Source organism: Limimaricola sp. AA108-03 (assembly GCF_050847355.1).
In the GTDB taxonomy this organism is placed as follows: Bacteria; Pseudomonadota; Alphaproteobacteria; order Rhodobacterales; family Rhodobacteraceae; genus Limimaricola.
The window spans coordinates 56,112-79,560 of sequence record NZ_CP193758.1; the positions used below are offsets into that span (position 1 = coordinate 56,112).

Annotated in this window: 10 protein-coding genes; 7 read left to right on the plus strand and 3 right to left on the minus strand. The window is 67.6% G+C overall.

Features of this window, described 5'->3' with window-relative positions:
- Positions 1-453: 453 nt before the first annotated feature.
- From urtA to urtE, 5 genes are read left to right on the plus strand one after another with little or no spacing between them, the layout of a single operon-like run.
- Positions 454-1,740, plus strand: coding sequence for an urea ABC transporter substrate-binding protein (urtA, locus tag ACRAQ3_RS17735; protein ID WP_432256714.1), 1,287 nt, complete (start codon positions 454-456; stop codon positions 1,738-1,740).
- A 50-nt stretch (positions 1,741-1,790) separates the two neighbouring features.
- Positions 1,791-3,743, plus strand: coding sequence for an urea ABC transporter permease subunit UrtB (gene urtB, locus ACRAQ3_RS17740; RefSeq protein ID WP_432256715.1), 1,953 nt, complete (start codon positions 1,791-1,793; stop codon positions 3,741-3,743).
- 37 nt (positions 3,744-3,780) lie between these two features.
- The gene (locus tag ACRAQ3_RS17745) at positions 3,781-5,004 is read left to right on the plus strand and encodes an ABC transporter permease subunit (RefSeq protein ID WP_269396797.1); all 1,224 of its coding nucleotides are present in this window, start codon (positions 3,781-3,783) and stop codon (positions 5,002-5,004) included.
- Complete coding sequence (gene urtD, locus ACRAQ3_RS17750; protein ID WP_432256716.1) at positions 5,001-5,741, plus strand: urea ABC transporter ATP-binding protein UrtD; 741 nt, start codon at positions 5,001-5,003, stop codon at positions 5,739-5,741. The genes ACRAQ3_RS17745 and urtD overlap by 4 nt, the downstream gene beginning before the upstream one ends.
- A gap of 2 nt (positions 5,742-5,743) precedes the next feature.
- Positions 5,744-6,439: an urea ABC transporter ATP-binding subunit UrtE gene (gene urtE, locus ACRAQ3_RS17755; RefSeq protein ID WP_432256717.1), complete on the plus strand. Its 696-nt coding sequence runs from the start codon at positions 5,744-5,746 to the stop codon at positions 6,437-6,439.
- Positions 6,440-6,443: 4 nt separating this feature from the next.
- Here the strand turns inward: urtE and ACRAQ3_RS17760 are convergent, their stop codons facing one another.
- The 3 genes from ACRAQ3_RS17760 to ACRAQ3_RS17770 form a co-directional block, all read right to left on the minus strand.
- Complete coding sequence (locus tag ACRAQ3_RS17760) at positions 6,444-7,847, minus strand: DUF2252 domain-containing protein (RefSeq protein ID WP_432256718.1); 1,404 nt, start codon at positions 7,845-7,847, stop codon at positions 6,444-6,446.
- 78 nt (positions 7,848-7,925) lie between these two features.
- A complete protein-coding gene (locus ACRAQ3_RS17765; RefSeq protein ID WP_432256719.1) occupies positions 7,926-8,366 on the minus strand; it encodes a GNAT family N-acetyltransferase in 441 nt (146 codons plus the stop codon).
- A gap of 92 nt (positions 8,367-8,458) precedes the next feature.
- Entirely contained in the window at positions 8,459-9,484 is a 1,026-nt protein-coding gene (locus ACRAQ3_RS17770) for an SDR family NAD(P)-dependent oxidoreductase (RefSeq protein WP_432256720.1), read from the minus strand.
- 731 nt (positions 9,485-10,215) lie between these two features.
- Here ACRAQ3_RS17770 and ACRAQ3_RS17775 point away from each other — a divergent pair.
- Entirely contained in the window at positions 10,216-10,551 is a 336-nt protein-coding gene (locus tag ACRAQ3_RS17775; protein WP_432256721.1) for a hypothetical protein, read from the plus strand.
- A gap of 153 nt (positions 10,552-10,704) precedes the next feature.
- Positions 10,705-23,184: a malectin domain-containing carbohydrate-binding protein gene (locus ACRAQ3_RS17780; protein ID WP_432256722.1), complete on the plus strand. Its 12,480-nt coding sequence runs from the start codon at positions 10,705-10,707 to the stop codon at positions 23,182-23,184.
- Positions 23,185-23,449: the final 265 nt, after the last annotated feature.

Sequence of the window (23,449 nt, forward strand, 5' to 3'; positions counted from 1 at the left end):
CCGGCCTCGATCCGCAGGGCGCCCTTCGCGCGGGGCGGGGCGGCATATGGCAGCTGGTGCAGGATGGCGGTTCTCCCCGAGGCATCTCCTGCCGCTTTCCTGCGCCGTCCGGATACGAAGATGCCAGACCGGGCGCCGGGATCGCCGGGCCCGCCGCGCCATAGCGATCAGGATTGCGGCATGGTCCCGGGCATTTGCACAAAATGTCGGCAATGGCCGCAATCCCGCTGCGCCGCGGCGCCCGGAAGTTTGCCACTTCGGCCGCGCTGCTCAAACGATGAGCGCATCCGCCACCGGGTCGATCGGCACCGGGCATGGGCGGGAGATGGGGACGGCCGCAGGAATTGCAGCTCTCGACGGCCGCCCCCGGGTGCAACGATGTTGCGGGACGAGATCTAGAACCGGCGGGCCCAGCGGGCAACGTCGACGCCGCGTCCCGCGGGAGACAGTGACATGAAAACGCGTATTTCCACCCTCGCCCTGACCGCGGCGCTCGGCCTCTCGGCCGCCCCCGCCATGGCACAGGACGCCGCCTGCCCGATCAAGGTCGGCGTGCTCCATTCGCTCTCGGGCACCATGGCGATCTCCGAGACGACGCTGAAGGACACGGTGCTGATGCTGGTCGAGGACCAGAACGAGAAGGGCGGCCTCCTGGGCTGCGATCTCGAGGCGGTGGTGGTCGACCCGGCCTCCGACTGGCCGCTCTTCGCCGAGAAGGCGCGCGAACTGCTGACCGTGCACGAGGTCGACGTGATCTTCGGTAACTGGACCAGCGTGTCGCGCAAGTCGGTGCTGCCGGTGATCGAGGAGCTGAACGGGCTGCTGTTCTATCCGGTGCAGTACGAGGGAGAGGAATCCTCGAAAAACGTGTTCTACACCGGCGCCGCGCCGAACCAGCAGGCGATCCCCGCCACCGACTACATGATCGAGGAGATGGGCGTCGAGAAATTCGCGCTGCTGGGCACCGACTACGTCTATCCGCGCACCACCAACAACATCCTCGAGGCCTATCTCAAGGATCAGGGCGTGGCCGACGCCGACATCTTCGTCAACTACACCCCCTTCGGCCATTCCGACTGGTCCAAGATCGTCTCGGACGTCGTGGCGCTCGGCGCCGACGGCAAGAAGGTCGGCGTGATCTCGACCATCAACGGCGACGCCAATATCGGCTTCTACAAGGAGCTCGCCGCGCAGGGCGTCTCGGCCGAGGACATCCCCGTCATCGCCTTCTCGGTGGGCGAGGAGGAGCTGTCGGGTCTCGACACCTCGAACCTCGTCGGCCACCTCGCGGCGTGGAACTACTTCCAGTCGGCCGAGGGCGAGGCCAACGAGGCCTTCGTCGCCAAGTGGAAGGAGAAGATGGGCGAGGAGCGGGTCACCAACGACCCGATGGAGGCGCATTACATCGGCTTCAACATGTGGGCGCAGGCGGTCGAGGATGCCGGCACCGCCGATGTCGATGCGGTGCGCGCGGCGATGTATGGTCAGACCTTCGACAACCTGACCGGCTCCACCGCCGAGATGCTGCCCAACCATCACCTGACCAAGCCGGTGCTGATCGGCGAGATCACCGAGGACGGGCAGTTCGACATCCTGAGCGAGACCGATCCCGTGCCGGGCGACGCCTGGACCGACTACCTGCCCGAGAGCGCGGTGCTGACCTCGGATTGGCAGGAACTCGATTGCGGCATGTACAACACGCAGACCGAGACCTGCGTGCAGACCAAATCGAACTACTGAGCATGGTCGGACCGGGGGCCGGGCCCCCGGTCCCCCTCGGGGGCGGGATGATGAGACGGACAATCAAGACGGCGCTGGCGGCGCTCTGGCTGGGCCTCGGCGCGGGCATGGCGCAGGCCGGGCCGGTGCAGGACCTGCTGCAGGCGCAGGGCGCGCTGATCGAGGAAAGCTCGCGGCGCACCATCGGCCCGGCGATCGAGGCGATCGTCGCAAGCGGCCTGCCACGGGTGCAGCCGGTGCTGCAGGCCTGGCAGGACAAGGCGCTCTGGATCGACGCGGAGGGCCGTTTCTGGCGGGTCATCGAAAAGGACGGGGAAGAGATCCTCGTCGATGTCGATACCGGCGACGAGGCGGGTCCGGCCGAGACGGATGCGATGGAGCAGATCAAGCCCAACAGCGGCATCCGCGCGCTGATCGGCACCGCGCTGGTGCAGTTCCAGCTCACCGATCCCGAGCCGCGCCGCAGGCGGGCCGCGCTGGAATCCATCACCCGCGACCCCGAGCCCGAATTGCTGGCGCCGCTGCGCGCCTCGATCGAGACCGAGGAGGACGCGGATCTCCTGGCCCGCAAGATCCGGCTGGAGCGGCTGCTGACCGCGCGCTTCGGCACCGACGAGGCCGAGCGCGTCGCCGCCATCGAGGCGCTGTCCACCGACACCGCCGTCGAGACCCGCGCCGCCATCAACCCGCTGCTGGCCAGCCGCATGGTGGCGCTGCCCGAGGGCGAGACGCCCCAGGGCAACGTCGCGCGAGAGCTGTCGCCCGGCGGCGAAAGCCTGTCGCGCGCCGCCGCCTATGGCGCGCTGGTCGATGCCGGGCTGGCGCCGCCGCGTCCCAGCGCCGACGAGATCCGCGCCGCGCTCGAGGCCAACCGCGCCGACGGCATGGTCGGCGGCGTGCCGGTCGAGACGCTGGGCGATCCGGAGGCCCGCGCCCGCGCCTATGACGCGCTCGCCGCCGATGGCCTCGTGGCCCCCCGCGTCGATGAGGCCGATGTCGACGCGGCGCTGGCCGCCCACGCCTTCTTCGACATCTATACCGAACCCTCGGAGGCCGTGACCGATGCCGCCCGCGCGGCGCTCACCTCGATCGGCATCAGGGTCGGCGCGATGAAGGGGGTCGATATCGGCCTCGACGCGCTCTCGCTCGCCTCGATCTACTTCCTCGCCGCGATCGGCCTCGCCGTCACCTTCGGGGTGATGGGGGTGATCAACATGGCGCATGGCGAATTCATCATGATGGGCGCCTATACCGCCTATCTGGTGCAGCAGATCGTGCCCGACCGGACGCTGTCGCTGATCGCGGCGCTGCCGGCGGCCTTCGTGGTCACCTTCGCCGCCGGCGTCGCGATGGAGCGGCTGGTGATCCGGCATCTCTACAAGCGCCCGCTGGAGACGCTGCTCGCCACCTTCGGCATCTCGATCGCGCTGCAGCAGCTCGCCAAGATCATCTTCGGCACGCAGGCCCGGCCGCTCACCGCGCCGGGCTGGCTCGGCGGCGCCTGGATCGTCAACGACGTGGTCGGCATCAGCCATATCCGCATCGCGATCTTCGTGCTGGCGCTGATGTTCCTCGGCTTCTTCCTGTTCCTGATGAAGCGCACCCGGCTCGGGCTCGAGACCCGCTCGGTGACCCAGAACCCCGGCATGGCGGCCTCGGTCGGTATCGATCCAGGCCGGGTCAACATGCTGACCTTCGGGCTTGGCTCGGGCATCGCGGGCATCGCCGGTGTCGCCATCGGGCTCTACGCCAAGGTCACCTCCGAGATGGGTGCCGACTACATCGTGCAGAGCTTCATGACCGTCGTGGTCGGCGGCGTCGGCAACATCTGGGGCACGCTGGCGGGCGCCGCGATGATCGGCGGTCTGCAGAAGGGCATCGAGGTTCTGAACCCCTCGAACACGCTGGCGGCGCAGACATGGATGATCGTCGCCGTCATCATCTTCATCCAGTTCCGGCCGCGCGGCATCATCGCGCTCCGGGGCCGCGCCGCGGGGGACTGACCGTGATCCGCATCGCCATTCAAAGATCGGAGGCCGCATGACCGGCTCGTTTCTCAAGCGCAACCCGTCGGTGCCGGTGGTGCTGGGACTGCTGCTGATCGGCACGCTCGCCATCACCGCGATGGCGGCCTCGGGCGGGCTCTCGACCAGCTTCGTCAAGACGCTGGGGATGACGCTCTGCCTCGCGCTGGCCGCGCTCGCCATGGACCTGGTCTGGGGCTATGCCGGCATCCTGTCTCTGGGCAACATCGCCTTCTTCGCGCTCGGCGGCTACATGATCGGCATGTGGCTGATGACCGCGCGGACCGAAGGGATCGTCGCCGAAAGCCTCGCCGGTCAGGCGATCCCGCCGACGCCGCAGGAGATCCGCGACGCGGTGGGCGGGCAGATCTTCGGCGTGGTCGGATCCTCGGACTTCCCGGCGATCTGGGCCTTCTCGGGCTCGCTGCCGGCGCAGCTCGCGCTCGTCGTGCTCGTGCCCTCGGCGCTGGCGCTGGTCTTCGGCTGGCTCGCCTTTCGCAGCCGCGTCACCGGCGTCTACCTGTCGATCCTGACCCAGGCGATGACGCTGGCGCTGGCGCTCTACCTGTTCCAGAACGATGCGGGCCTGCGCGGCAATAACGGGCTGTCGGGGCTGCAGAACCTGCCGGGGCTCTCGGGCGTGCCGCAATCCACCGTCTCGCTGTGGTTCCTGTGGGGATCGGCGCTGGCGCTGGGACTGGGCTACCTGCTCTGCGCCTTCGTGGTGTCGGGCAAGTTCGGGGCGATCCTGCGCGGCATCCGCGACAACGAGGCGCGGGTGCGGTTTCTCGGCTACCCGGTCGAGGGCTACAAGCTCGCCGTCTTCACCCTGTCGGCGGCGATCACCGGCATCGCGGGTGCGCTCTACTACCCGCAGGCGGGGATCGTGAACCCGGCCGAGATGATGCCGATCGCCTCGATCTACCTCGCGGTCTGGGTGGCGATCGGCGGGCGCGGACGGCTCTATGGCGCGGTGATCGGCGCCATTGCGGTCAGCCTGATCTCCTCCTTCTTCACCTCGGGCAAGCTGCCCGATCTCGATCTCGGGCCGCTGCGGCTCGTCTGGGTCGACTGGTGGCTGGTGATGCTGGGCTTCAGCTTCGTGCTGGTCACGCTGCTGGCTCCCAAGGGGCTGGGCGGGCTGGTGGATCTGTGGACCCAGCGCCGCCGCCCGGCGCGGCATGGCGCCGATCTCGGCCCCGATCAGGGCAGCTTCCGCGAAGAGGAGGCCAAGGCATGAGCACGCTTCTCGAAGTCTCGGGCGTCTCGGTCAGCTTCGACGGCTTCCGCGCCATCAACAACCTGTCCTTCCACATGGGCGCGTCCGAACTGCGCGCGGTGATCGGACCCAACGGCGCGGGCAAGACCACCTTCATGGACATCGTCACCGGCAAGACCCGGCCCGACAAGGGCACGATCCGCTGGGGCGAAAAGGGGATCTCGCTGCTGGGCCTGTCCGAGGCGCGGATCGCCCGCGAAGGGGTGGGGCGCAAGTTCCAGAAGCCAACCGTGTTCGAAGACCAGACCGTGCGCGCCAACCTGCTGGTGGCGCTGAAAAACAAGCGCGGCCCCTTCGCGGCGCTGTTCTGGCGGCCCGGCCCCGCCGAACTGGAGCGGGTCGACGCGCTGTCCGAAACCATCGGCCTTGCCGCGCATCTCGACCGCAAGTCGGGCGAACTCAGCCACGGCCAGAAGCAGTGGCTGGAGATCGGCATGCTGCTGGCGCAGGAGCCGCGGCTGCTGCTCGTGGACGAACCCGCCGCCGGGATGACCGTGGCCGAGCGCGAGAAGACCACCGAGATCCTCGTCGAGGCGGCGAAGACCCGCGCCGTGGTGGTGGTCGAGCACGACATGGAGTTCGTGCGGCGGCTGAACTGCCGGGTGACGGTGCTGCACGAGGGATCGGTGCTGGCCGAAGGCAGCCTCGACCACGTGACCTCCAACCCCGACGTCATCGACGTCTATCTGGGACGATAACCATGCTCCAAGTGGACAGGCTCGACCTGCATTACGGCCACAGCCAGATCCTCGACGGCGTCTCGCTCGAGGCCTGCCCCGGCGAGGTGACCTGCGTGATGGGCACCAACGGCGTCGGCAAGACCAGCCTGCTCAAGGCGCTGGCCGGGCGGCACCCGACCAGCCGGGGCGAGATCCGGCTGGATGGCGACGCGGTCACCGGGCTCTCGGCCCATGCCAAGGCGCGGCGCGGCATCGGCTACGTGCCGCAGGGGCGCGAGGTGTTCCCGCTCCTGACCGTGCGCGAGAACCTCGAGACCGCCTTTGCCGGGCTGCCGCGCGCCGAGCGCAAGGTGCCGGACGAGATCTACGAGCTGTTCCCGGTGCTGCACGAGATGCGGCAACGGCGCGGCGGCGACCTCTCGGGCGGCCAGCAGCAGCAGCTCTCCATCGCCCGCGCGCTGGTGCTCAGGCCGCGCGTGCTGCTGCTCGACGAGCCGACGGAAGGGATTCAGCCTAACATCATCGCCCAGATCGGCCGAGTGATCGCCAAGCTGCGCGACCGGGGCGACATGGCGATCGTGCTGGTCGAGCAGTATTTCGACTTTGCCTATGATCTCGCTGATCGCTTCGTGGTGATGCGGCGCGGCGCGGTGACGCTTTCGGGCGCGCGCGACGACGTGCCGCGCGAGCGGCTGCTCTCGGAGGTCTCGGTCTGACCGCTCAGCGGTAGCTGCGCCGCAGATCCTCGAAGGCGCCATGCGCGTGGTCGCGGCGAAAGCTCTCGTGGTCGCGGCGCAGCCGGGCCAGCGCCTCCTCGGCGAAGTCGAGGATGTCGGCCACGAAGAGCTTGCGCGGCCCGATCGCCTCGAGGATGCGCGGCTCCACGTCGTAATCGATCTGCCCGACCTCGTCGGAGCGGGCATGCGCCTGCGCCAGCGCCCGACCGCAGACCCGCGCATAGGCCTTCCAGGTCTTCTTCGACAGCTCGTCGAGATCGATGTCCTCTCGGAACGGCGCGCGTTCGCGCGACATGAAGCTCTCGCCCTCGATCTCGACCTCACCGTAGAACACGTCGCCATGGGCGAGATGCACCGACTGCCCATGCGCGATCCGGGCCCCCAGCTCGCCCGAGTCGAAGCCGGTCTCGGGCACAAGCCCGCTCAGCGCCGAGCGGCGGGCGCGCTTGAACTCGATGATCAGGTCGTCGGTGGCGTCGCCCGACGGGCCTTCGAGCAGCACGTAGTAGCGCGGCAGGCCGAGCGAGGCGGTACCCTGCCCATGTCGGATCGCCACGTCCTTGACCTTCAGACCCTCGATCCGGCGCGAACACCCGACCTTGTCGCCCGCGGCGAGCCTGTCGATCTGCTTCTGGAACTCCTCGACCCTGCGCGATACCGGGGTGAACTCCTCATTGGCGCGAAAGCCGCGTCCGGTCTCGTCGAGATAGCGGTCGCGCAGCCAGTCGGTCCGCGAGGTCCGCGCCTCCTCGAACAGCCGCCGGATCACCTTGGGGCTGTTGTCGGGGCGCAGTTCCTCGCCGGACTCGGTGCCGCTCCTGGCATAGAACTCCATGCCGTCGAGATAGCCGTCGATGAAGGCCCGGGCGATCTTGCGCTGCGCCTTGGCGCCGTAGCCGCACTTTTCCCCGGCGCCGAGCATGAAGCCCGTCGCGCCGCGCTTCAGGTCCCAGGTGAAGGGACCGTAGCAGACATCGTCGAAATCGTTGACGCCGAAGATCGGCACGTTGTCGGCATTGGGCATCACCCCGAAATTGCCCGGATGCACGTCCCCCAGCAGCAGCACCGTCGGCATCCGCGAATCCTCGCCCGCCATGTCGCGGTGAAACAGCAGCGAGGTACCCCGGAAGAAGGCGAAGAGCGAGCTTGAGAGCTTGTCGAACTTGCGCTGCGCGCCGACCGCCTTCTGGTCGATCCGCGTCGCGTGGTCCTCGATGATCGTGTCGCGCACATGCATGCGCCGGTCATGGCCAGTGAGCTGGCCGGGCCGCATCGCGCAGCCATCGGCGGCATAGCGTTGCGCCAAGGCCCGGAACGCCTCGACGCGCGGCTCCAGCGGCGCCTCGACCGGCGTGGCCTTCTTGTTCGATGTCCTGCCCTTGGCCATGACGCTCCTCGTGCCCGGCGCATCCGCCCGGGATGCCTCTCGACAACGCGGCATCGGGGACTTGGTTGCGGCGCGGCCTCAGCCGGACAGGGGCTTTTCCATGTAGACCCGGTTGCCGGAGCGCCCGGTCTCGCGCCACCCGAGGTGATCGTAGAAGCGCCGCGTCTCCGCCATCGCCGCATGGGTGGTCAGCGTCACCGCCTGCGCCCCCCAGGCGCGGGCCTCGGCCTCGATGAGCCGCAGGAGCGCCCGTCCGATGCCGTTGCGGGCGGCACCCGGATCGACGCAGATATTCGACAGCTTGGCGCTGCCCGGGCCGATGACCAGCACCGCGCCGCCGAACACATCGTCACCGCGCTCGGCCAGCCAGACATAGTGGTTGGCGATGTCGTCGCCGATGCCGCGCGTGACCGGCGGCAGGTCGGGCAGATGCGCATGCGGCGCATAGGCCCGCGCGAAGCAGGCGGTCAGCGCGGCCGCGTCCTCGGGCACGGCCCGGCGTATGGTCCAATCATCCATGTGGTGAGGCTCGCAGGCACCGCGCCGAGAGGCAAGCCCCCTGGGCACCGTCCTGCGTGCAAGACGGCCGCGCCGGTCGCCATGCCCACGATTCAGACACCGTGATAGTCGCGGTACCACTCCACGAAGCGCGCCACGCCGAGCGCGACGGGGGTCGAGGGGGCATAGCCGGTCAGCTCGCCGATAAGCCGCGTATCGGCCCATGTGGCGGGCACGTCCCCCGGCTGCATGTCGAGAAAGCGCTTGATCGCCGTCCGCCCCAGCGCCGCCTCGATCGCCTCGACGAACTCCATCAGCGGCACCGGCGCGCCATTGCCGATATTCACCACCCTGAAGGGGGCGACCGCGGAGAGGCTGTCGCCCTCGCGCGGGCCCTCGGGTCCGGGCCGGGCCGGGATCGCATCGGCGAGACGGCGGATCCCTTCGACCAGATCGTCGATATAGGTGAAGTCGCGCTTCATGTCGCCGTGGTTGTAGATGTCGATGGGCGTGTCCTCGAGGATCGCCCGGGTGAACTTGAACAGCGCCATGTCCGGCCGGCCCCATGGCCCGTAGACGGTGAAAAAGCGGAACATGGTGATCGGCAGGTCGTAGAGATGCGCGTAGGAATGCGCCATCGCCTCGCCCGCCTTCTTGGTGGCGGCGTAGAAGGACATCTGCGTGTCGGCCTTGGCCGTCTCGCGATAGGGCATCTCGGTATTGGCCCCGTAGACCGAGCTGGTCGAGGCGAACAGCATATGCGCGGGCGGATGCGCCCGCGCCGCCTCCAGAAGCTCGAAGCTGCCCTGCAGGTTCGCCTCCAGATAGGCGCGCGGCTGCTCGATCGAGTAGCGCACCCCCGCCTGCGCCGCGAGATGGACCACGAGGCTGGGGCGGTTTTCCTCGAACAGCCGCATCAGCCGGCCGGGATCCTCGATCTTGCCGATCTCGGCGCTGAACGCGTTGTGCCGCGCCAGCCGGTCGTGGCGCGCCTGCTTGAGCGCGACGCTGTAATAGTCGTTCAGGGAGTCGAGCCCGACCACCCTGTACCCATCCGCGATCAGCCGCTCGCAGATATGCATGCCGATGAACCCGGCCGAGCCGGTGACGAGTGCGACGGGAAGCTCGGTCTCGGTCATGTCAGGCCCGGATCTGTTGCGTAAAGGTGCAGAAGCCGAGGCAAAGTGGACCCGAGCGCCCCGATTGGCAAGCCGCAGGTTGCCGGAGAGCGGGTTCCCGGGTTCCGGTAGGGTTCGGTGACCGGCCCGGGGGCAGTCGGATAGGTGTCGGATGATTCGTTCATCCGTCGGTTAACGCGCAGACGCGAGAGAGTTCGCGGACCGGATTCGGGCGATCCGGGAACAATCTCACCGTGCAAATCACATTTCGTCTCCCCGATCATTTAAATCTCCTGAAGCGACACGAGCCGAAGATTGGAGGTTCGAGATGTATCGGGGCCATCCATTCAGGTGGTTCGCCAATCAGCATTTTTCACCACAGGAAGAGCGTGCGACGACAACCTGAGGCATAATTTTCGAAGACCCACCGCCCCTCAAGGGTTAGTTATAAAGTTACCATGCTGGTAGTACTTTTGTAATAAACCTTAAGTTTCGGGCCGAGTGCGGTTCTGTGGCGAAAATATGTTTGTGCCGTGGCCGCGGATTGTTAACGTTGGGACAGAGGTATGAGGAGCAGCCGATCTCCGGGCGCGTTTGCCGGGGGGGATCGGGGGGAAGGACCGGGGCACCGCCCGTTTTCAGCGACGCCCGTCTTATGCCCCAGACCGCTCCTCAGGACGAGATTGATTGCCGGGGCGCGTGTTCTTGCGTTTCGCCACATTTTTTAACGAGTGTTTCGAAGGGTAATGGTCGTGGCTGTTTCCAACAATTTTTCTGCCAGCTCGCTTGATTTCAATGGTTTCGGGGGTCTTTCCCAGCCCACCGCGCTGGTGTGGGGGGCGGATGGGCGGCTTTACGTCACCGAGGTGGACGGGGATGTGCACGTCCTGACGATCGCCTTCGGGGACCCCGATCCGACCGACGGCGACACCACCGCGCGGTTCCACGTGACCGATCAGGTGACGCTGAACCACGTCAAGTCGATCCCCAACCACAACGACGACGGCAGCGCGAACGCGGCGACGAAGCGGCAGGTGACGGGGATCGACGTGACGCCGCAATTCGACGCGAACGGCGATCCGGTGTGATCCGGCAAGCCCGCGGTCACCGTCTACGTCACCTCCTCCGACAGCCGGATCGGCGCCGGCGGCGGTGGCGCCGACGCCAATCTCGACACCAATTCCGGCGTCATCACCAAGCTGACCCAGACCGGGCCGAACAGCTGGGACGCGGTCGACCTCGTGCGCGGCCTGGCGCGCTCGGAGGAGAACCACGCGCTCAACGGGCTCGAGGTGATCCAGGTGCTCGACGCCGACGGCAAGCTGGTCTCCGAGCGGCTGATCGTCGCCAATGGCGGCAACGCCAACAACGGCGCGCCCTCGAACCACTTCGCGGGCCAGCAGGAGACCGCCTATTCGGCGGCGATCCTCGAGGTCGACCTGACGATGCTGGCCTCGATGCCGGTGCTCACCGATGGCGGCCGCAAATACGTCTACGACGTGCCGACGCTCGACGACCCGGCGCTGCTGGGCGCCGATGACGGCAACGACCCCTTCGGCGGCAATGACGGCTTCAACGGCGGCAAGATCGACCCCGCCGGGCCGATCGGCATCTACTCGCCGGGCTACCGCAACGCCTATGACGTCGAGGTCACCGAGGACGGGCGCGTCTACACCTACGACAACGGCGCCAACAACCTGTGGGGCGGCCGGCCGATCGGCGAGGCCGGCGACAACGGCGCCAGCAGCGATTTCGCGCAGGCCCTGGGCTACATCGCGCTCAACCTCAACAATGGCGACGGCAGCACCAAGGACCCGATGAGCCTCGTCGCCTGGGACCCGAAGAACTACGACCAGATGCACGAGGTGACCCGCTCCGACGACCTGGCCGGGCGGGTGCTGGCGGCGGGGCAGGGCGGGGCGCAGACCTACACGCTCGACGGGCTGACCTATGTCTATGGCGGTCACCCCAACCCGACCCGGGCCGAGGGCTCGCGCGCGGGGCTGCTGTTCACCCCCGAGGCCGGGGTCGGCAACGCCTTCCTGCTGGTGTCGAACGTCGACAGCGCCGGCAATGGCGGCGGCAGCGACTACGACGAGGTCATCGCCTGGCTGCAGGCGGTCGAGGCCGACAACGCGGCCTACCCGACCACGGGCGTCTACGGGGCCGACAACCAGGAGCTGACCCGGAAGGTGCTCGCCGTCACCCCGGGCGTGCTCTACGACATCTACGGCTTCGCCGACGGCTCGGGCCAGGTCGTGGTGGCCGGCGGCGCGGCGCCGCAGGGCGGCACGCTGCTGGGCCAGGCCGGCCTGCCCGCCGATATCGGCGAGGTCATCGCCGCCGCCAACCCGGCCGAGGGCAACTATCTCGAGGGCGGCTTCACCGACGGCGCCCTCGATTCCGGCAAGGGCTCGATCAACGGGCTGACCGAATACACCTCGACCGTGCTCGATGGCGGCGGCGTCGACATGTCCGGGGCGCTGATCGCGGCCTCGCTGAACCAGGGCTCGCTGATCGTCATCGGGCGCGACGCGAACGGGGTGGTGCAGACCACCACCGGCGGTTCGGGCGAGACGCTGGCGGCCGACCGCACCGTGCTGCAGGCCGGCGGCGGGCCGCTGGGGCTGGCCTCGATCGGCGACGAGTTCGGCGCGATGGGGCTCGGCAACGCCTTCCGCGGCTCGATCTGGGTCGCCACCTACAAGCAGAACGGCCCGTTCATCGAGATCTTCCAGCCCGCCAACGGCGCCGTGCCGCTCGCCGGCCAGGACGTCACCGACGACACCGATGCCGATCTCGACGGGCTGAACGAGCTGATCGACCCGTTCGAGTTCTCGGCCGAGAACGGCTACGCGCTCGAGGTGGGCCAGAAGATCGTGCTCGACTTCACCCAGCAGAACACGAACTTCCCCGGCACCCTGTCCGATACCGGCTTTCTCGGCGCGGCGCTCGACGGGGTGACGCCGAACCAGGACGCGCGCACCGCGGCCGAGAACTTCCCCGCCGACCAGCAGCAGGACGGGCTGTACGACAATGGCGGCAACATCATCCCGGGCGGCAACGCCCCGACCTTCCAGATCAAGAACGCGCAGCCCGGCACGGCGGTGGGCAGCGCCAACAGCGCCCGCGACGCGGTGCATACCGGGATCCGCCCCGACCCCGATGTCGGGCGCATCCTCGCCACGCTCGACATGGCCAACTGGATCCCCAGCCAGCAGGGCGGCATCGTCGAGGGCCAGGTCTCGGGGCTGATGTTCGGCGACGGCACCCAGTCCAACTTCCTGCGGATCGTCATGGGGGCGGTGGGCGGCACGCCCTATCTCGAGGTCGGGGTCGAGACCGGCGACGTCTACCAGCGGATCACCCGCGTCGACGTGCCCGGCCTCGCCGACCCGGCCGTCACCGGGGTCGAGCTGCGGCTCGAGATCGCCATCGATGCCGGCTTCGCCGTGGGCGCCGCCTACCGGCTCGACGGCGCCGCCGATTTCGTCGCCCTGCCGCTGAACGGCTTCGTCCTGCCGCAAGGCGTGCTGCGCGACGTGCTCACCGGCGCCCACCAGATCGCCGGCCAGACCTCCGGCGCCGCCATCGGCCTCATCGCCGAGGACGTCGCCGCGGACACACTCACAACCGTCGATTTCAACGAACTGAAAATCGAGGCCTTCGGCAACGAGATCGTCACAAACGATCCGGCGGCGGTCGGCGGGCCGGGCACCCCCGGCATCGACACCGTCGTCTATACCGGCACCGCCCCGGTCGAGGCGACGCTCGCCGATGACGTCGAGAATTTCGATGGATCGGGGTCGAGCGCCGATGTCACGCTGACCGGCAATGCCGGCGCCAACATCATCACGCTCGGCACCGGCATCAACAAGATCACCACCGGCGGCGGCGCCGACGTGGTGCGCGGCACGCTCGAAGCGGTGGGCGGCAGCGAGATCACGGATTTCTCGAACGAGGATGCTCTGGTGATCTCGGGCGTCGATACCGATACGCCGATCAGCTACGAGGCCGGCTCGGCCGTGATCGACATCAACGGTCAGAAGATCACCTTCTCGGGGCCGGATTTCGAGAACTTCGTGCCGGGCGACGGTCCCGCCACCTTCGATTTCGAGAACACCGCCGACGGGCTGCGGATCACCCGTGCCTCCGGCGAAACCATCCTCTACCGGGTCAACGCGGGCAGCACCGACGTCGCCGCGATCGATGGCGGCCCGGACTGGATCGGCGATCTGGCGCTCGAGAACGGCAACGGCTCGATCTCGGTCACCGGCGAGATCGACAACGAGTATTCGAACGCGCTGACGGATTCCGAGGGCGAGATCGACTACATCGATCCGGGCGTGCAAGGCTATGCGCCCTGGCAGCTCTTCGTCCACGAGCGCAGCGACAACAGCAACAACAACATCCCGCTGACCTACAATTTCGACGTGGCCGTGGGCGCGACCTACAAGATCACGCTGCTCTACACCGAGAACTGGCCCGGCGCGTTCAATCTCCCGAGCAGCGACCGGATCTTCGACGTGACGGTGGATGGCACGGCCTTCGCCGAGTTCGCCGATCTCAACCCGCTGGTCGAGGCCGCGGCGGCGATGGGGCAGGCCCTGCCGCCGAGCACGGCCACGAACGCGCAGAAACAGCCCTTCCTCGGCACGGTGCTGACGCGCGAGCTGATCTACACCGCCGTCGACGACCAGCTGAACCTCGCCTTCATCCACAACAACCAGAACCCCAAGATCAACGCGATCCAGATTTCCCAGCTGGGCGGGCCGCAGCTCGCTGATGGCACGGCGCCGGTGATCGAAAGCGTGTCGATCGAGAATCTGCAGGGCGATACAGACAGCCCGCGCGAGATCACCGTCGTGCTGAGCGACAATACCGGCTTCGACGCCGCGAGCCTGGCCACGGACGGCTCCGAGCTGGTCTTCAGCGGCATCGTGCCCACGGCGGTCTCGGCGCCGAGCGTGGTGCTGACCAATGGCGGCATGACCGCGACGCTGACCTATGTCGCGCAGCCGCCCGCCAGCGGTTCATGGCCGAGCGGCGAGGGCCAGATCTCCATCGCCGCCGGCGTGTTCGCCGATGCGGCCGGCAACGGCGCGGCGGGCGCGACCTCGAGCTTCATCCTCGAGCCGAACCTCGACAATCTGGTGCGCGGCGCGGTGGTGCGTGCGATCAATGTCGGCACCACCGACACCGCGCCCGCCACCAATCTCGGGCCGGATCCGCTCGATGGCGGCGCGGTCGACAACAACCGCTATGGCGGCGCGATCGCAGCGGACAGTCTGCTCCTCGACGCGACCGGTCAGCCGATCGCCTTCGAGGCGGACGACAACGCCTATTATACCAGTCCCAAGGGTCAGGGCCCGTTGAACGCGAATGTCGACGGCCAGTCCGGGACCACCGGTTCGAACTCCGGCGGTATCGATCTCGACGGTTCGGCGCTGCATACCTATCGCGACTCGCAGGCCGATATCTGGACCGCCACCTATGGCGGCTTCGCCAATGGCTCTTACGTGGTCGAGCTGCATTTCGCCGAGCTGTTCCATTCTGCGGCGGGCGGACGGGTCGGCGACTTCACGATCAACGGCACGCTTGTCGGCGATGATTACGACGCCTTCGTCGCAGGCGGGGGGGCCGACAGGCCTTCCTTCATCCGCCACAACGTTCTGGTCACCGACGGCACCATCACCGTGCAGGTCGACAGCTCGAGCGGACAGGCGGGCTATTCGGCGATCGTGGTCTATAACGCCGTGCCCTCGGACCTGCCGCCGACCATCTCGGTCTCGGCCGGCAGTGCCGTCGAGGGCGAGGACGCCGTGATCACCGTGACCCGGATGGGGGATGTCACCGAGGCGGTCACCGTCACGCTGTCGCTCACCGACGGCAGCGCCAAGGCGGCCGATCACGGACCGCTCGGCAGCACCACGTTGGTCATCCCGGCAGGCCAGACCTCCGCCAGCACGACCGTGCCGATCATCGATGACGATCTGGAGGAGCCGGCGGAGAGCTTCATCGTCTCGATCACCGGCGTCTCGAACGCCAGCGGTGACGCGGTCGTCGCCTCGGGCGGCGGCAGCGCCAGCGTGGATATCGCGGCCAGCGACGTCACCGGCGACATCCCCGCGGGTGGGACGCTGTTCGCGCTCGATTTCGAGACGGGCACCGATCCTCTGGCCGATGGCGGCTTCGACAGCGCCCTGGGCGGCGCGGGCGCCATCGTCGCGGGAGACGCCACGATGGCTGGGGGCAAGCTGGTGGTGCAGACCGCCGATGGCGACATCAGCAACAGCAGTGGCACGGCGAGCAAGAACGACTTCACCAAGATCGTCGACCTGACCGATCCGGCGCTCGAAACCGTGCACATCGCGACGCGCTTCGCGAACCCCTTCACCGAAGTGTTGCTCGCAAGCCAGACGGTCCCCATCACCACCGGGGTGGTCCCGAACTTTGCCCAGCAGGGCATCGTCTTCGGCACCGGCAATCAGGCCGAGAACGAACTCATGAAGCTGGTCTGGGGCGGCGTCGCCAAAGGCAACGGCATCCAGTTATGGAGCAATCCGGCCGACGGCGTCGGCATCGATGCGCAGGTCAAGCTCTCGACCATGGCCCCGGGCGCCTCGCTCTTCGACGTGGCCGAGGTGGAACTCGGCATGGGCGTCGATCTCGCCACGGGGATGGTCTCGACCTATGTGACGCTGTTCGATGCCTCGGGGAACGTGCTGGGCGGCGTGCGCCCGATCGACACCCCGGGCTTCATGACCATGGCGCCGACGCAGGCTCCGGCAGCGGTGGTCGCCAACCTCGCCAGCGGCGCCACGCATATCGGCGTGACGTCGAACGACTTCAAGACCCTCGAGAGCTTCGAGGCGAGCTGGGATTATCTCAACGTCACATCGCCGCAAATCGCGGTCGCGGGCGGCAACGAGATCGTCACAAACGATCCGGCCGCGGTGGGCGGGCCGGGCACCCCCGGCACCGACACCGTCGTCTATACCGGCACCGCCCCGGTCGAGGCGACGCTTGCCGATGACGTCGAGAATTTCGATGGATCGGGGTCGAGCGCCGATGTCACGCTGAGCGGCAATGCCGGCGCCAACATCATCACGCTGGGCACCGGCATCAACAAGATCACCACCGGCGGCGGCGCCGACGTGGTGCGCGGCACGCTCGAGGCGGTTGGCGGCAGCGAGATCACGGATTTCTCGGACGAGGATGCGCTGGTGATCTCGGGCGCCGATACCGATACGCCGATCAGCTACGAGGCCGGCTCGGCCGTGATCGACATCAACGGTCAGAAGGTCACCTTCTCGGGGCCGGATTTCGAGAATTTCGTGCCGGGCGACGGTCCCGCCACATTCGATTTCGAGAACACCGCCGACGGGCTGCGGATCACCCGTGCCGGGGCGCCGACCGGGCCGGTGCTCTCGATCACCGACGCGCCGATGCAGGTCGAGACCGGCGACACCGGGACCACCGATCTCGCCTTCGGGCTGAGCCTGAGCGACACAAGCTTCACCGGCACCCTGACGGTGACCTACGACACCGGCACGGCGACGAACCAGAGCCAGGATGTCAGCTTCGTCAACGGGGTCGGCACGCTGACCATGTCGGTCGCCAATGACGACGTCGACGACGGCGACGAAATGGTGGCGGTCACCCTGACCGGCGCCAGCGGCGCCGCCACGCCGGTGACGCTCGGCACCGCGAGCGCCAGCGGCACGGTCACCGAGGACGACGTCGCGGCGCCACCGCCGGGTGGCAGCGTGCTGCCGATCGACTTCAACGCCAACCCGCTCCTGAGCTACAGCAACCAGGACCAGACGCCGCAGGGCTTCCAGATCGACCAGGATGGCGCCGGCATCACGCTGAGCGGCAACACCTGGAAGAAGACCCTGCTGCCCGGCGGCACCTTCACCGTCGGCGCCGACACGGTACTGCGCTTCGACGTGACGATGGAGAACGGCACCGCCGAATTCGTCAGCATCGGCCTCGAGAACGACGACAACTACAAGACCACCGACGACCTGCTGTTCCAGGTGTTCGGCTCGATCAACATCGCGAGGTTCGACCAGTCGGTGCGCAACGACTACACCACCGTGGGCCAGACCGTGAGCTACGAGATCCCGCTGGCGGCGCATGCCGGACGGAGCTTCGACTACCTGGCGCTGATCAACGACGACGACGCCGCGCAAAGCTCGATCGTGCGCTTCTCGAACGTCGAGCTGGTGCAGGGCAGCGGGGCGAGCGGCAACACCCAGCCGCCCCATATCGTCGGCGACGCGCTGCCCGACGTCACCGCCACGGAGGACGTGCCGCTCGAGGTCAGCCTGCCCTTCGAGGATCCGGACACGGCCTTTGACCAGCTGTCCTTCTCCTTCCAGGGGCTGCCAGACTTCCTCAGCCTGTCGGGCGGGCTGCTGGTCGGCACGCCCGGGAACGAGCATGTGGGCGTCCACACGATCGAGGTCACCGCGACCGATCCCGAGGGCAACGCCGTGATCGGCCAGTTCGATCTGACGGTCGAGAACGTCAACGACGCGCCGATCGTCACCGGCAGCATCCCCGACGCCACGGCCCAGCTGAACCAGGCGTTCGACATGGCCCTGCCGGCAGGGCTGTTCACCGATATCGACCCGAACGACACGCTCACCTATCGCGCTGAGGGGCTGCCCGTCGGTCTTTCCATCGATCCGGTCACCGGAACGATCAGCGGCACCCCGCAGCAGAACAGCAACCACACGGTCACGGTCTTTGCCACCGACACGGCGCAGGCCGACACCTCCGCCAGCTTCGTGCTGCAGGTCAATGAATTCACCTTGCCCGAGCCGATCCTGATCGAGGTCGAGAATTTCACCGGGCTGACCGAGGCCAATTCCGACCTCGTCAATTTCAGGACCGAATTCGCCGCCCCGGCCTCCGGGAGCACGGTGGTCAAGGTCGGCGCGGGGCAGCAGGGCGTGATCTCGACCAGCCTCGCGGGTTTCGGGGTCGTGGCCGGGACCTATGATCTGGAGATCGGCTACTTCGACGAGAATGACGGCAACTCTCAGGTCGACGTGCTGCTGCAACTCGCGGATGGCACCCAGACGCTGATCGGCAGCTTCACCATGAACCAGGTGCTTGCCGGTCAGGGCAATGCGTTGCAGGCGGCCAACCTGACCTCGGTCACGCTGAGCGGTGTCCAGGTTCCCGACGGGGCCCGGCTGGTGCTCAGCGGCACCAGCGACGCGAGGGAGCATCTGCGCTTCGACAAGGTGGTCTTCAGCCCCGTCTCCGACGCGCAGCCGCAATTCGAAAGCGCCGCCGCCCAGGAGGTGCTCGAAAACACGGTGATCGCGGGCGATGTCGACGCCGTCGATCCCGAAGGCGCGGTGGTGAGCTACGCCATCGTCGGCGGCGCCGACATGGACAAGCTGACGATCGATCCCGATACCGGCGTGCTCTCCTTCGTGAACGCGGCCGATTTCGAGGCGCCGGGCGACGCCGATCTCGACAATGTCTACGAGGTCACGGTCGAAGCCAGCGACGGTGTCTCCAAGGCGCTGCAGAACGTCACCATCACCGTGCTCGATGCGGCGGAGGGGCTGGCCATCAACAGCCCGGCCAGCGCGACGGTGGCCGAGAACCAGACCGTGGTGACGACGGTGGTCGCCACCGAGGACGGCGGCACCGCGCCGATCACCTACGCGATCGGCACCGCCGGCGCCGATGGCAGCCTCTTCACCATCGATCCGGACACCGGTTCGCTCAGCTTCATCGCGGCGCCCGACTTCGAAGCTCCGGGCGATGCGGGCGCAGACAACGTCTACGATGTCGAGGTGATCGCCTCGAACGGCAGCGACGAGGTGGCCCAACTCATGTCGGTCATCGTGACGGATGTCGACGAGAATGGCGGCACGCCGGAGGCGCTCCTGCGGATCAACGCCTGGGGCGGCGAGGTCGCAGCCACCGATGGCGGGCCGAACTGGCTGGCCGACGGCAACACCAACCCCAACAGCCCCTACGTGATCACGGCCACCGGGACCGGCAACAACCGCGGCGACACACAGGGCTTCGGGGGCGACACGACGAACCTGCCGTCACATGTTCCTCAGGCGGTTCTCGGTACCGCCCGCTCCGCCAACAGCCCGTTCTCCTATGCCATCCCGGTGACGGATCTGATCGGCAATGGCGACTACATCGTGAACCTTTATCTGGCCGAGTTGTCCGCCGCGAACCAGCTTCCTGGCAGACGGATCTTCGACATCAGCGTCGAGGGCCAGACCGAAGGCATGCTGGACAACTTCGACCCCTCGCTTCCCAGCGGTGGCGGCGATCTGCGGATCCTGAGCTACGAGGTCAGGGTGACGGATGGCGAGCTGAACATCGGCTTCCTCCATGATCTGGTCGATGGCAGGAACAACCCGATCATCAATGCCATCGAGATCCTCTCGAACCCGGTGCCGGCCTTCGATACGGAAGCGCCCGTGGCGGCGCTGACGCTCAACAATCCGTCGACCGCGACCGATCCGATCCTCGTGGAGGTGGCGCTGAGCGATGCCAGCGGCATCGATGCGACCACCCTTGGCGACGACGATCTGACGCTCTCGGTCGACGGGGTCGAGGCGGGCAATCCCGCGATCACATTCATCGGCTTTGCTGGTGGCGTGGCGCGCTACGAGATTGCCGCGCCGCAAGGCGGCTGGACCAACGGCACGCAGATCGGCGTGGCGCTCGTGGCGGGCGCGGTGTCCGATCGCGCGCACACGCCCAATGTCAACGAGGCGACCAGCGCGGCGCTCGACCTTGAAATCGGCGGCGGCGGCACGGTCGTCTACCGGATCAACACCGGCGGCGCGCAGGTTGCGGCGACGGATGGCGGGCCGGTCTGGACCGGCGACCAGCCGGGCAATGGCAGCCCGTATCTGCGCCTGACCACCCTGCGCGACGACGCCGACACCGGCGGCAAGGCGGCGCCGGGTATCGACGGGGTGCCAAACGCGATCTTCTCGACGGCACGCTCGAGCGACGGGTCGTTCTTCTACGACATCCCGGTCTCGGCGCTCGGCGGTGGCCAGAATTACGAGGTGCGCCTCTATCTCGCCGAAATCTCCCCCACGGGCCAAGCCGGGAACTTCCGCAACTTCGACGCCTCTCTGGAGGGCTTCGTCCCGACCGCGTTCGACAATCTCGATCCGGGCGCGCTCTACGGCGCGGGCGGCGGTGTCCTGACCGCGCGGGTCAACGTCGATGACGGCGTGCTGAACATCGGCCTGGTGAAGGATCTCAAGCAGAACCCGATCATCAACGGTATCGAGATCGTCGCGCTGTCGGAGGAGGTGGAGAACCCCCCGATTCCGGTCGCGCCGACCAACGCGCTCGAGGCCTTCGCGGCGCAGGGTGATCTCGACACCTCGCAGAGCTACGCGGCCGGGACCGTCGGTGCGGCCAAGCTCGGCATCATGCTCGGCAATACCAACATCGAGGCGTCGAATTTCGGCCTGAACAGCTTCAAGGTGACCAACACCGGCGACAAGAAGATCTCGGCGATCTTCATCGACGTCTCGGGCGCGCTCTACCCCGACAGCGTCTTCGACCCCGACGGCGCCGGCGGCGACAGCGCCACCAAGCCCTGGGCGGTCAACGCGGCGGGCAACACCGGCGCCTATATCGGCGGCGGCATCGGCGGCTACTTCCTGCCCGGGCCCGACCCGCTGCCCAACACCACCGGCACCGGCAAGCCCTCCAATGGCGGCTACAAGGGCGCGATGGTGAAGTTCGACCCGAGTGTCAGCGGTGGCTTCGGCAAGAACGAGACCGTCGGCTTCTCGGGCGACATGGACCCGAACTCGATCGCCGGGCTGACCAAGAACTCGCTGGACGCCCTGGCCGTCGACGGCTGGGACGTCGGCGGCATCTCGGGCCACGAGCTGATCGGCTCGACCTTCACGGTGCTGTTCGACGACGGCAGCACCGCCTCGGGCCAGCTGGGCTCCGACGGCAGCGCCTCGGGCAGCCACGCCATCGCCACCCAGAGCGGCGCCGGCGCGGCGGCGCCGACGCTGAGCGTCAACGGCGTCGGCGCGGGCGGCACCGGCACCTATGGCGGCAGCCAGCCCTCGGTGATCGTGTCCGGCACCCCGGGCGACACGGTGATGGTGACTCTGACCAAGGGCTTCAACCCGGTGCAGGGCGCGGGCGACATCCCGGCGCTGGTCGAAAACCGGCTCGACGCCTACGCATTCAAGGCCAACAACACCTTCGACAACCAGCACGTCGTGGTGAAGCTGAACAGCAGCGGCATCGCGGACCTGTCGCACCGCTTCGACTACGACGACAGCCCGGCCAACAACAAGGCCGACGGCACCTTCCCGGGCGACGACGTCTCCCCGATCGGCTTCGTCGCAGCGGTGGTCGATCCGGCCAACGGCAACGCGCCGATCAGCCCGGTCACCAGGCCGATCTACCTCACCAACCAGGGCGGGCCGGTGAGCGGTGATCCCAGCGCCGGACCGGAAGGCTACTTCCAGATCGTGAACTCCGGAGCAGACGGATACTTCAAGATCCAGATCGAGGACGAGAACGGCACCGGCGGCATCTCCCCGGGTGGGAAATGGACATACCACACCGCGCCGGACGCGGCCGGGCGGCAGGCCAATTTCCAGGGCAGCGGCTACTATCTGTTCGGCTCGAACACCTCGACCGCGATCGACAACAAAGTCGATGGCACCGACCGTCTCGAATACACGATCTACGTGCCCGAAACCGACCTCGGCACCTACAAGATCAATTTCGCCGTATCGCGCGACGGCCTCGCGGCGGGGGACCAGCAGAACGATCTGTGGCTCAACTTCAAGCCGGCCGGTCAGGCGGGGAATGGCGACATTCTCTCCTACATGCCCGCGAACGCCCGCCCGGAGCCGCATCTGGACGGTTTCGTCAAGGTCTATGGCGGCTCCAACAACGGCAACTGGTCCCAATCCTTCAGGGTCGACGGCCAGCCGAACTACAACGCCTCGGTGACGATCACCGAGGCCGGGCTCTACACGGTGCAGGTCGAGGGGCGCAGCCAAGGCTACCACGTCGACTACTTCGAGCTCTACAAGGGCAGCGATCCCGCGAGCAGTGCCGCGAACTCGGCCTTCGTCGCAGGGATCCCCGGCAATGGCGGGGGTGACGGTGGTGGCGACGGCGGCGGCAACACGGGCGGGGACATCTTCGGGACGATCGTCACGCCGATCGGCGCCTCCTCCGACGATTGGGAGCAGTTCGGCGGCGGCGGCAGCAAGGATCTCGAATTCGGCCTGAACGGCAGCCAGCCGCAGGCCGTGGGGATGCGCTTCGACGGGATCGACATCCCGCAGACGGCGATCATCACCGATGCCTACCTGCAATTCACCGCATTCGAGACGTCCTCGGGCGCCGCGAACCTCACCATCGGCATCCAGGGCAGCGAAAGCGCCGCCACATTCTCCTCCAGCGCCCCACCGCAATCGCGCGTCATCGTCGACGAGTTCGCCTGGTCGAATGTCGAGCAGTGGACCGCCGGGGGGACATACCGGACGCCCGACATCAGCGAACTGATCGAAACGGTGATCGGCGCCGACGGGGCCTCGAACGCGGCCCTGGCCTTCATCGTCGCGGGCAGCGGCAGCCGGGTGGCGAGCAGCTTCAACAACGGCGACGCGCCCGAGCTGGTCCTCGTGCTCGACGACGGAAGCACGCTCACGATGTGAGCCCATGCATGCATCCCCGGCCGGAAAATCGGCCGGGGGCGAAGCCCCCGGAAACGCCTTGGCCGCAGATCAGCGACTGTCCATGGAATTGAGACGGAATTGCCGTCGCCGAATTGGTGGCCGCCGTCCTGTTTTCCGCTCGTTTGGACCGAAGAATATGTTTCCAATGCCAGAGTCCTGATTTCCGGCAAAAGACAGGCTGCCCGAGCCTTCATGGCGCTTGATATGCTGATTTCCCCGGCCTCTAATGACAGAGCGGAGCTTG

Coding starts and splice junctions, on each gene's coding strand:
- urtA (WP_432256714.1), top strand. CDS start 454: ATGAAAACGCGTATTTCCACCCTCGCCCTGACCGCGGCGCTCGGCCTC.
- ACRAQ3_RS17770 (WP_432256720.1), bottom strand. CDS start 9,484: ATGACCGAGACCGAGCTTCCCGTCGCACTCGTCACCGGCTCGGCCGGG.
- urtD (WP_432256716.1), top strand. CDS start 5,001: ATGAGCACGCTTCTCGAAGTCTCGGGCGTCTCGGTCAGCTTCGACGGC.
- urtE (WP_432256717.1), top strand. CDS start 5,744: ATGCTCCAAGTGGACAGGCTCGACCTGCATTACGGCCACAGCCAGATC.
- ACRAQ3_RS17745 (WP_269396797.1), top strand. CDS start 3,781: ATGACCGGCTCGTTTCTCAAGCGCAACCCGTCGGTGCCGGTGGTGCTG.
- ACRAQ3_RS17760 (WP_432256718.1), bottom strand. CDS start 7,847: ATGGCCAAGGGCAGGACATCGAACAAGAAGGCCACGCCGGTCGAGGCG.
- ACRAQ3_RS17765 (WP_432256719.1), bottom strand. CDS start 8,366: ATGGATGATTGGACCATACGCCGGGCCGTGCCCGAGGACGCGGCCGCG.
- urtB (WP_432256715.1), top strand. CDS start 1,791: ATGAGACGGACAATCAAGACGGCGCTGGCGGCGCTCTGGCTGGGCCTC.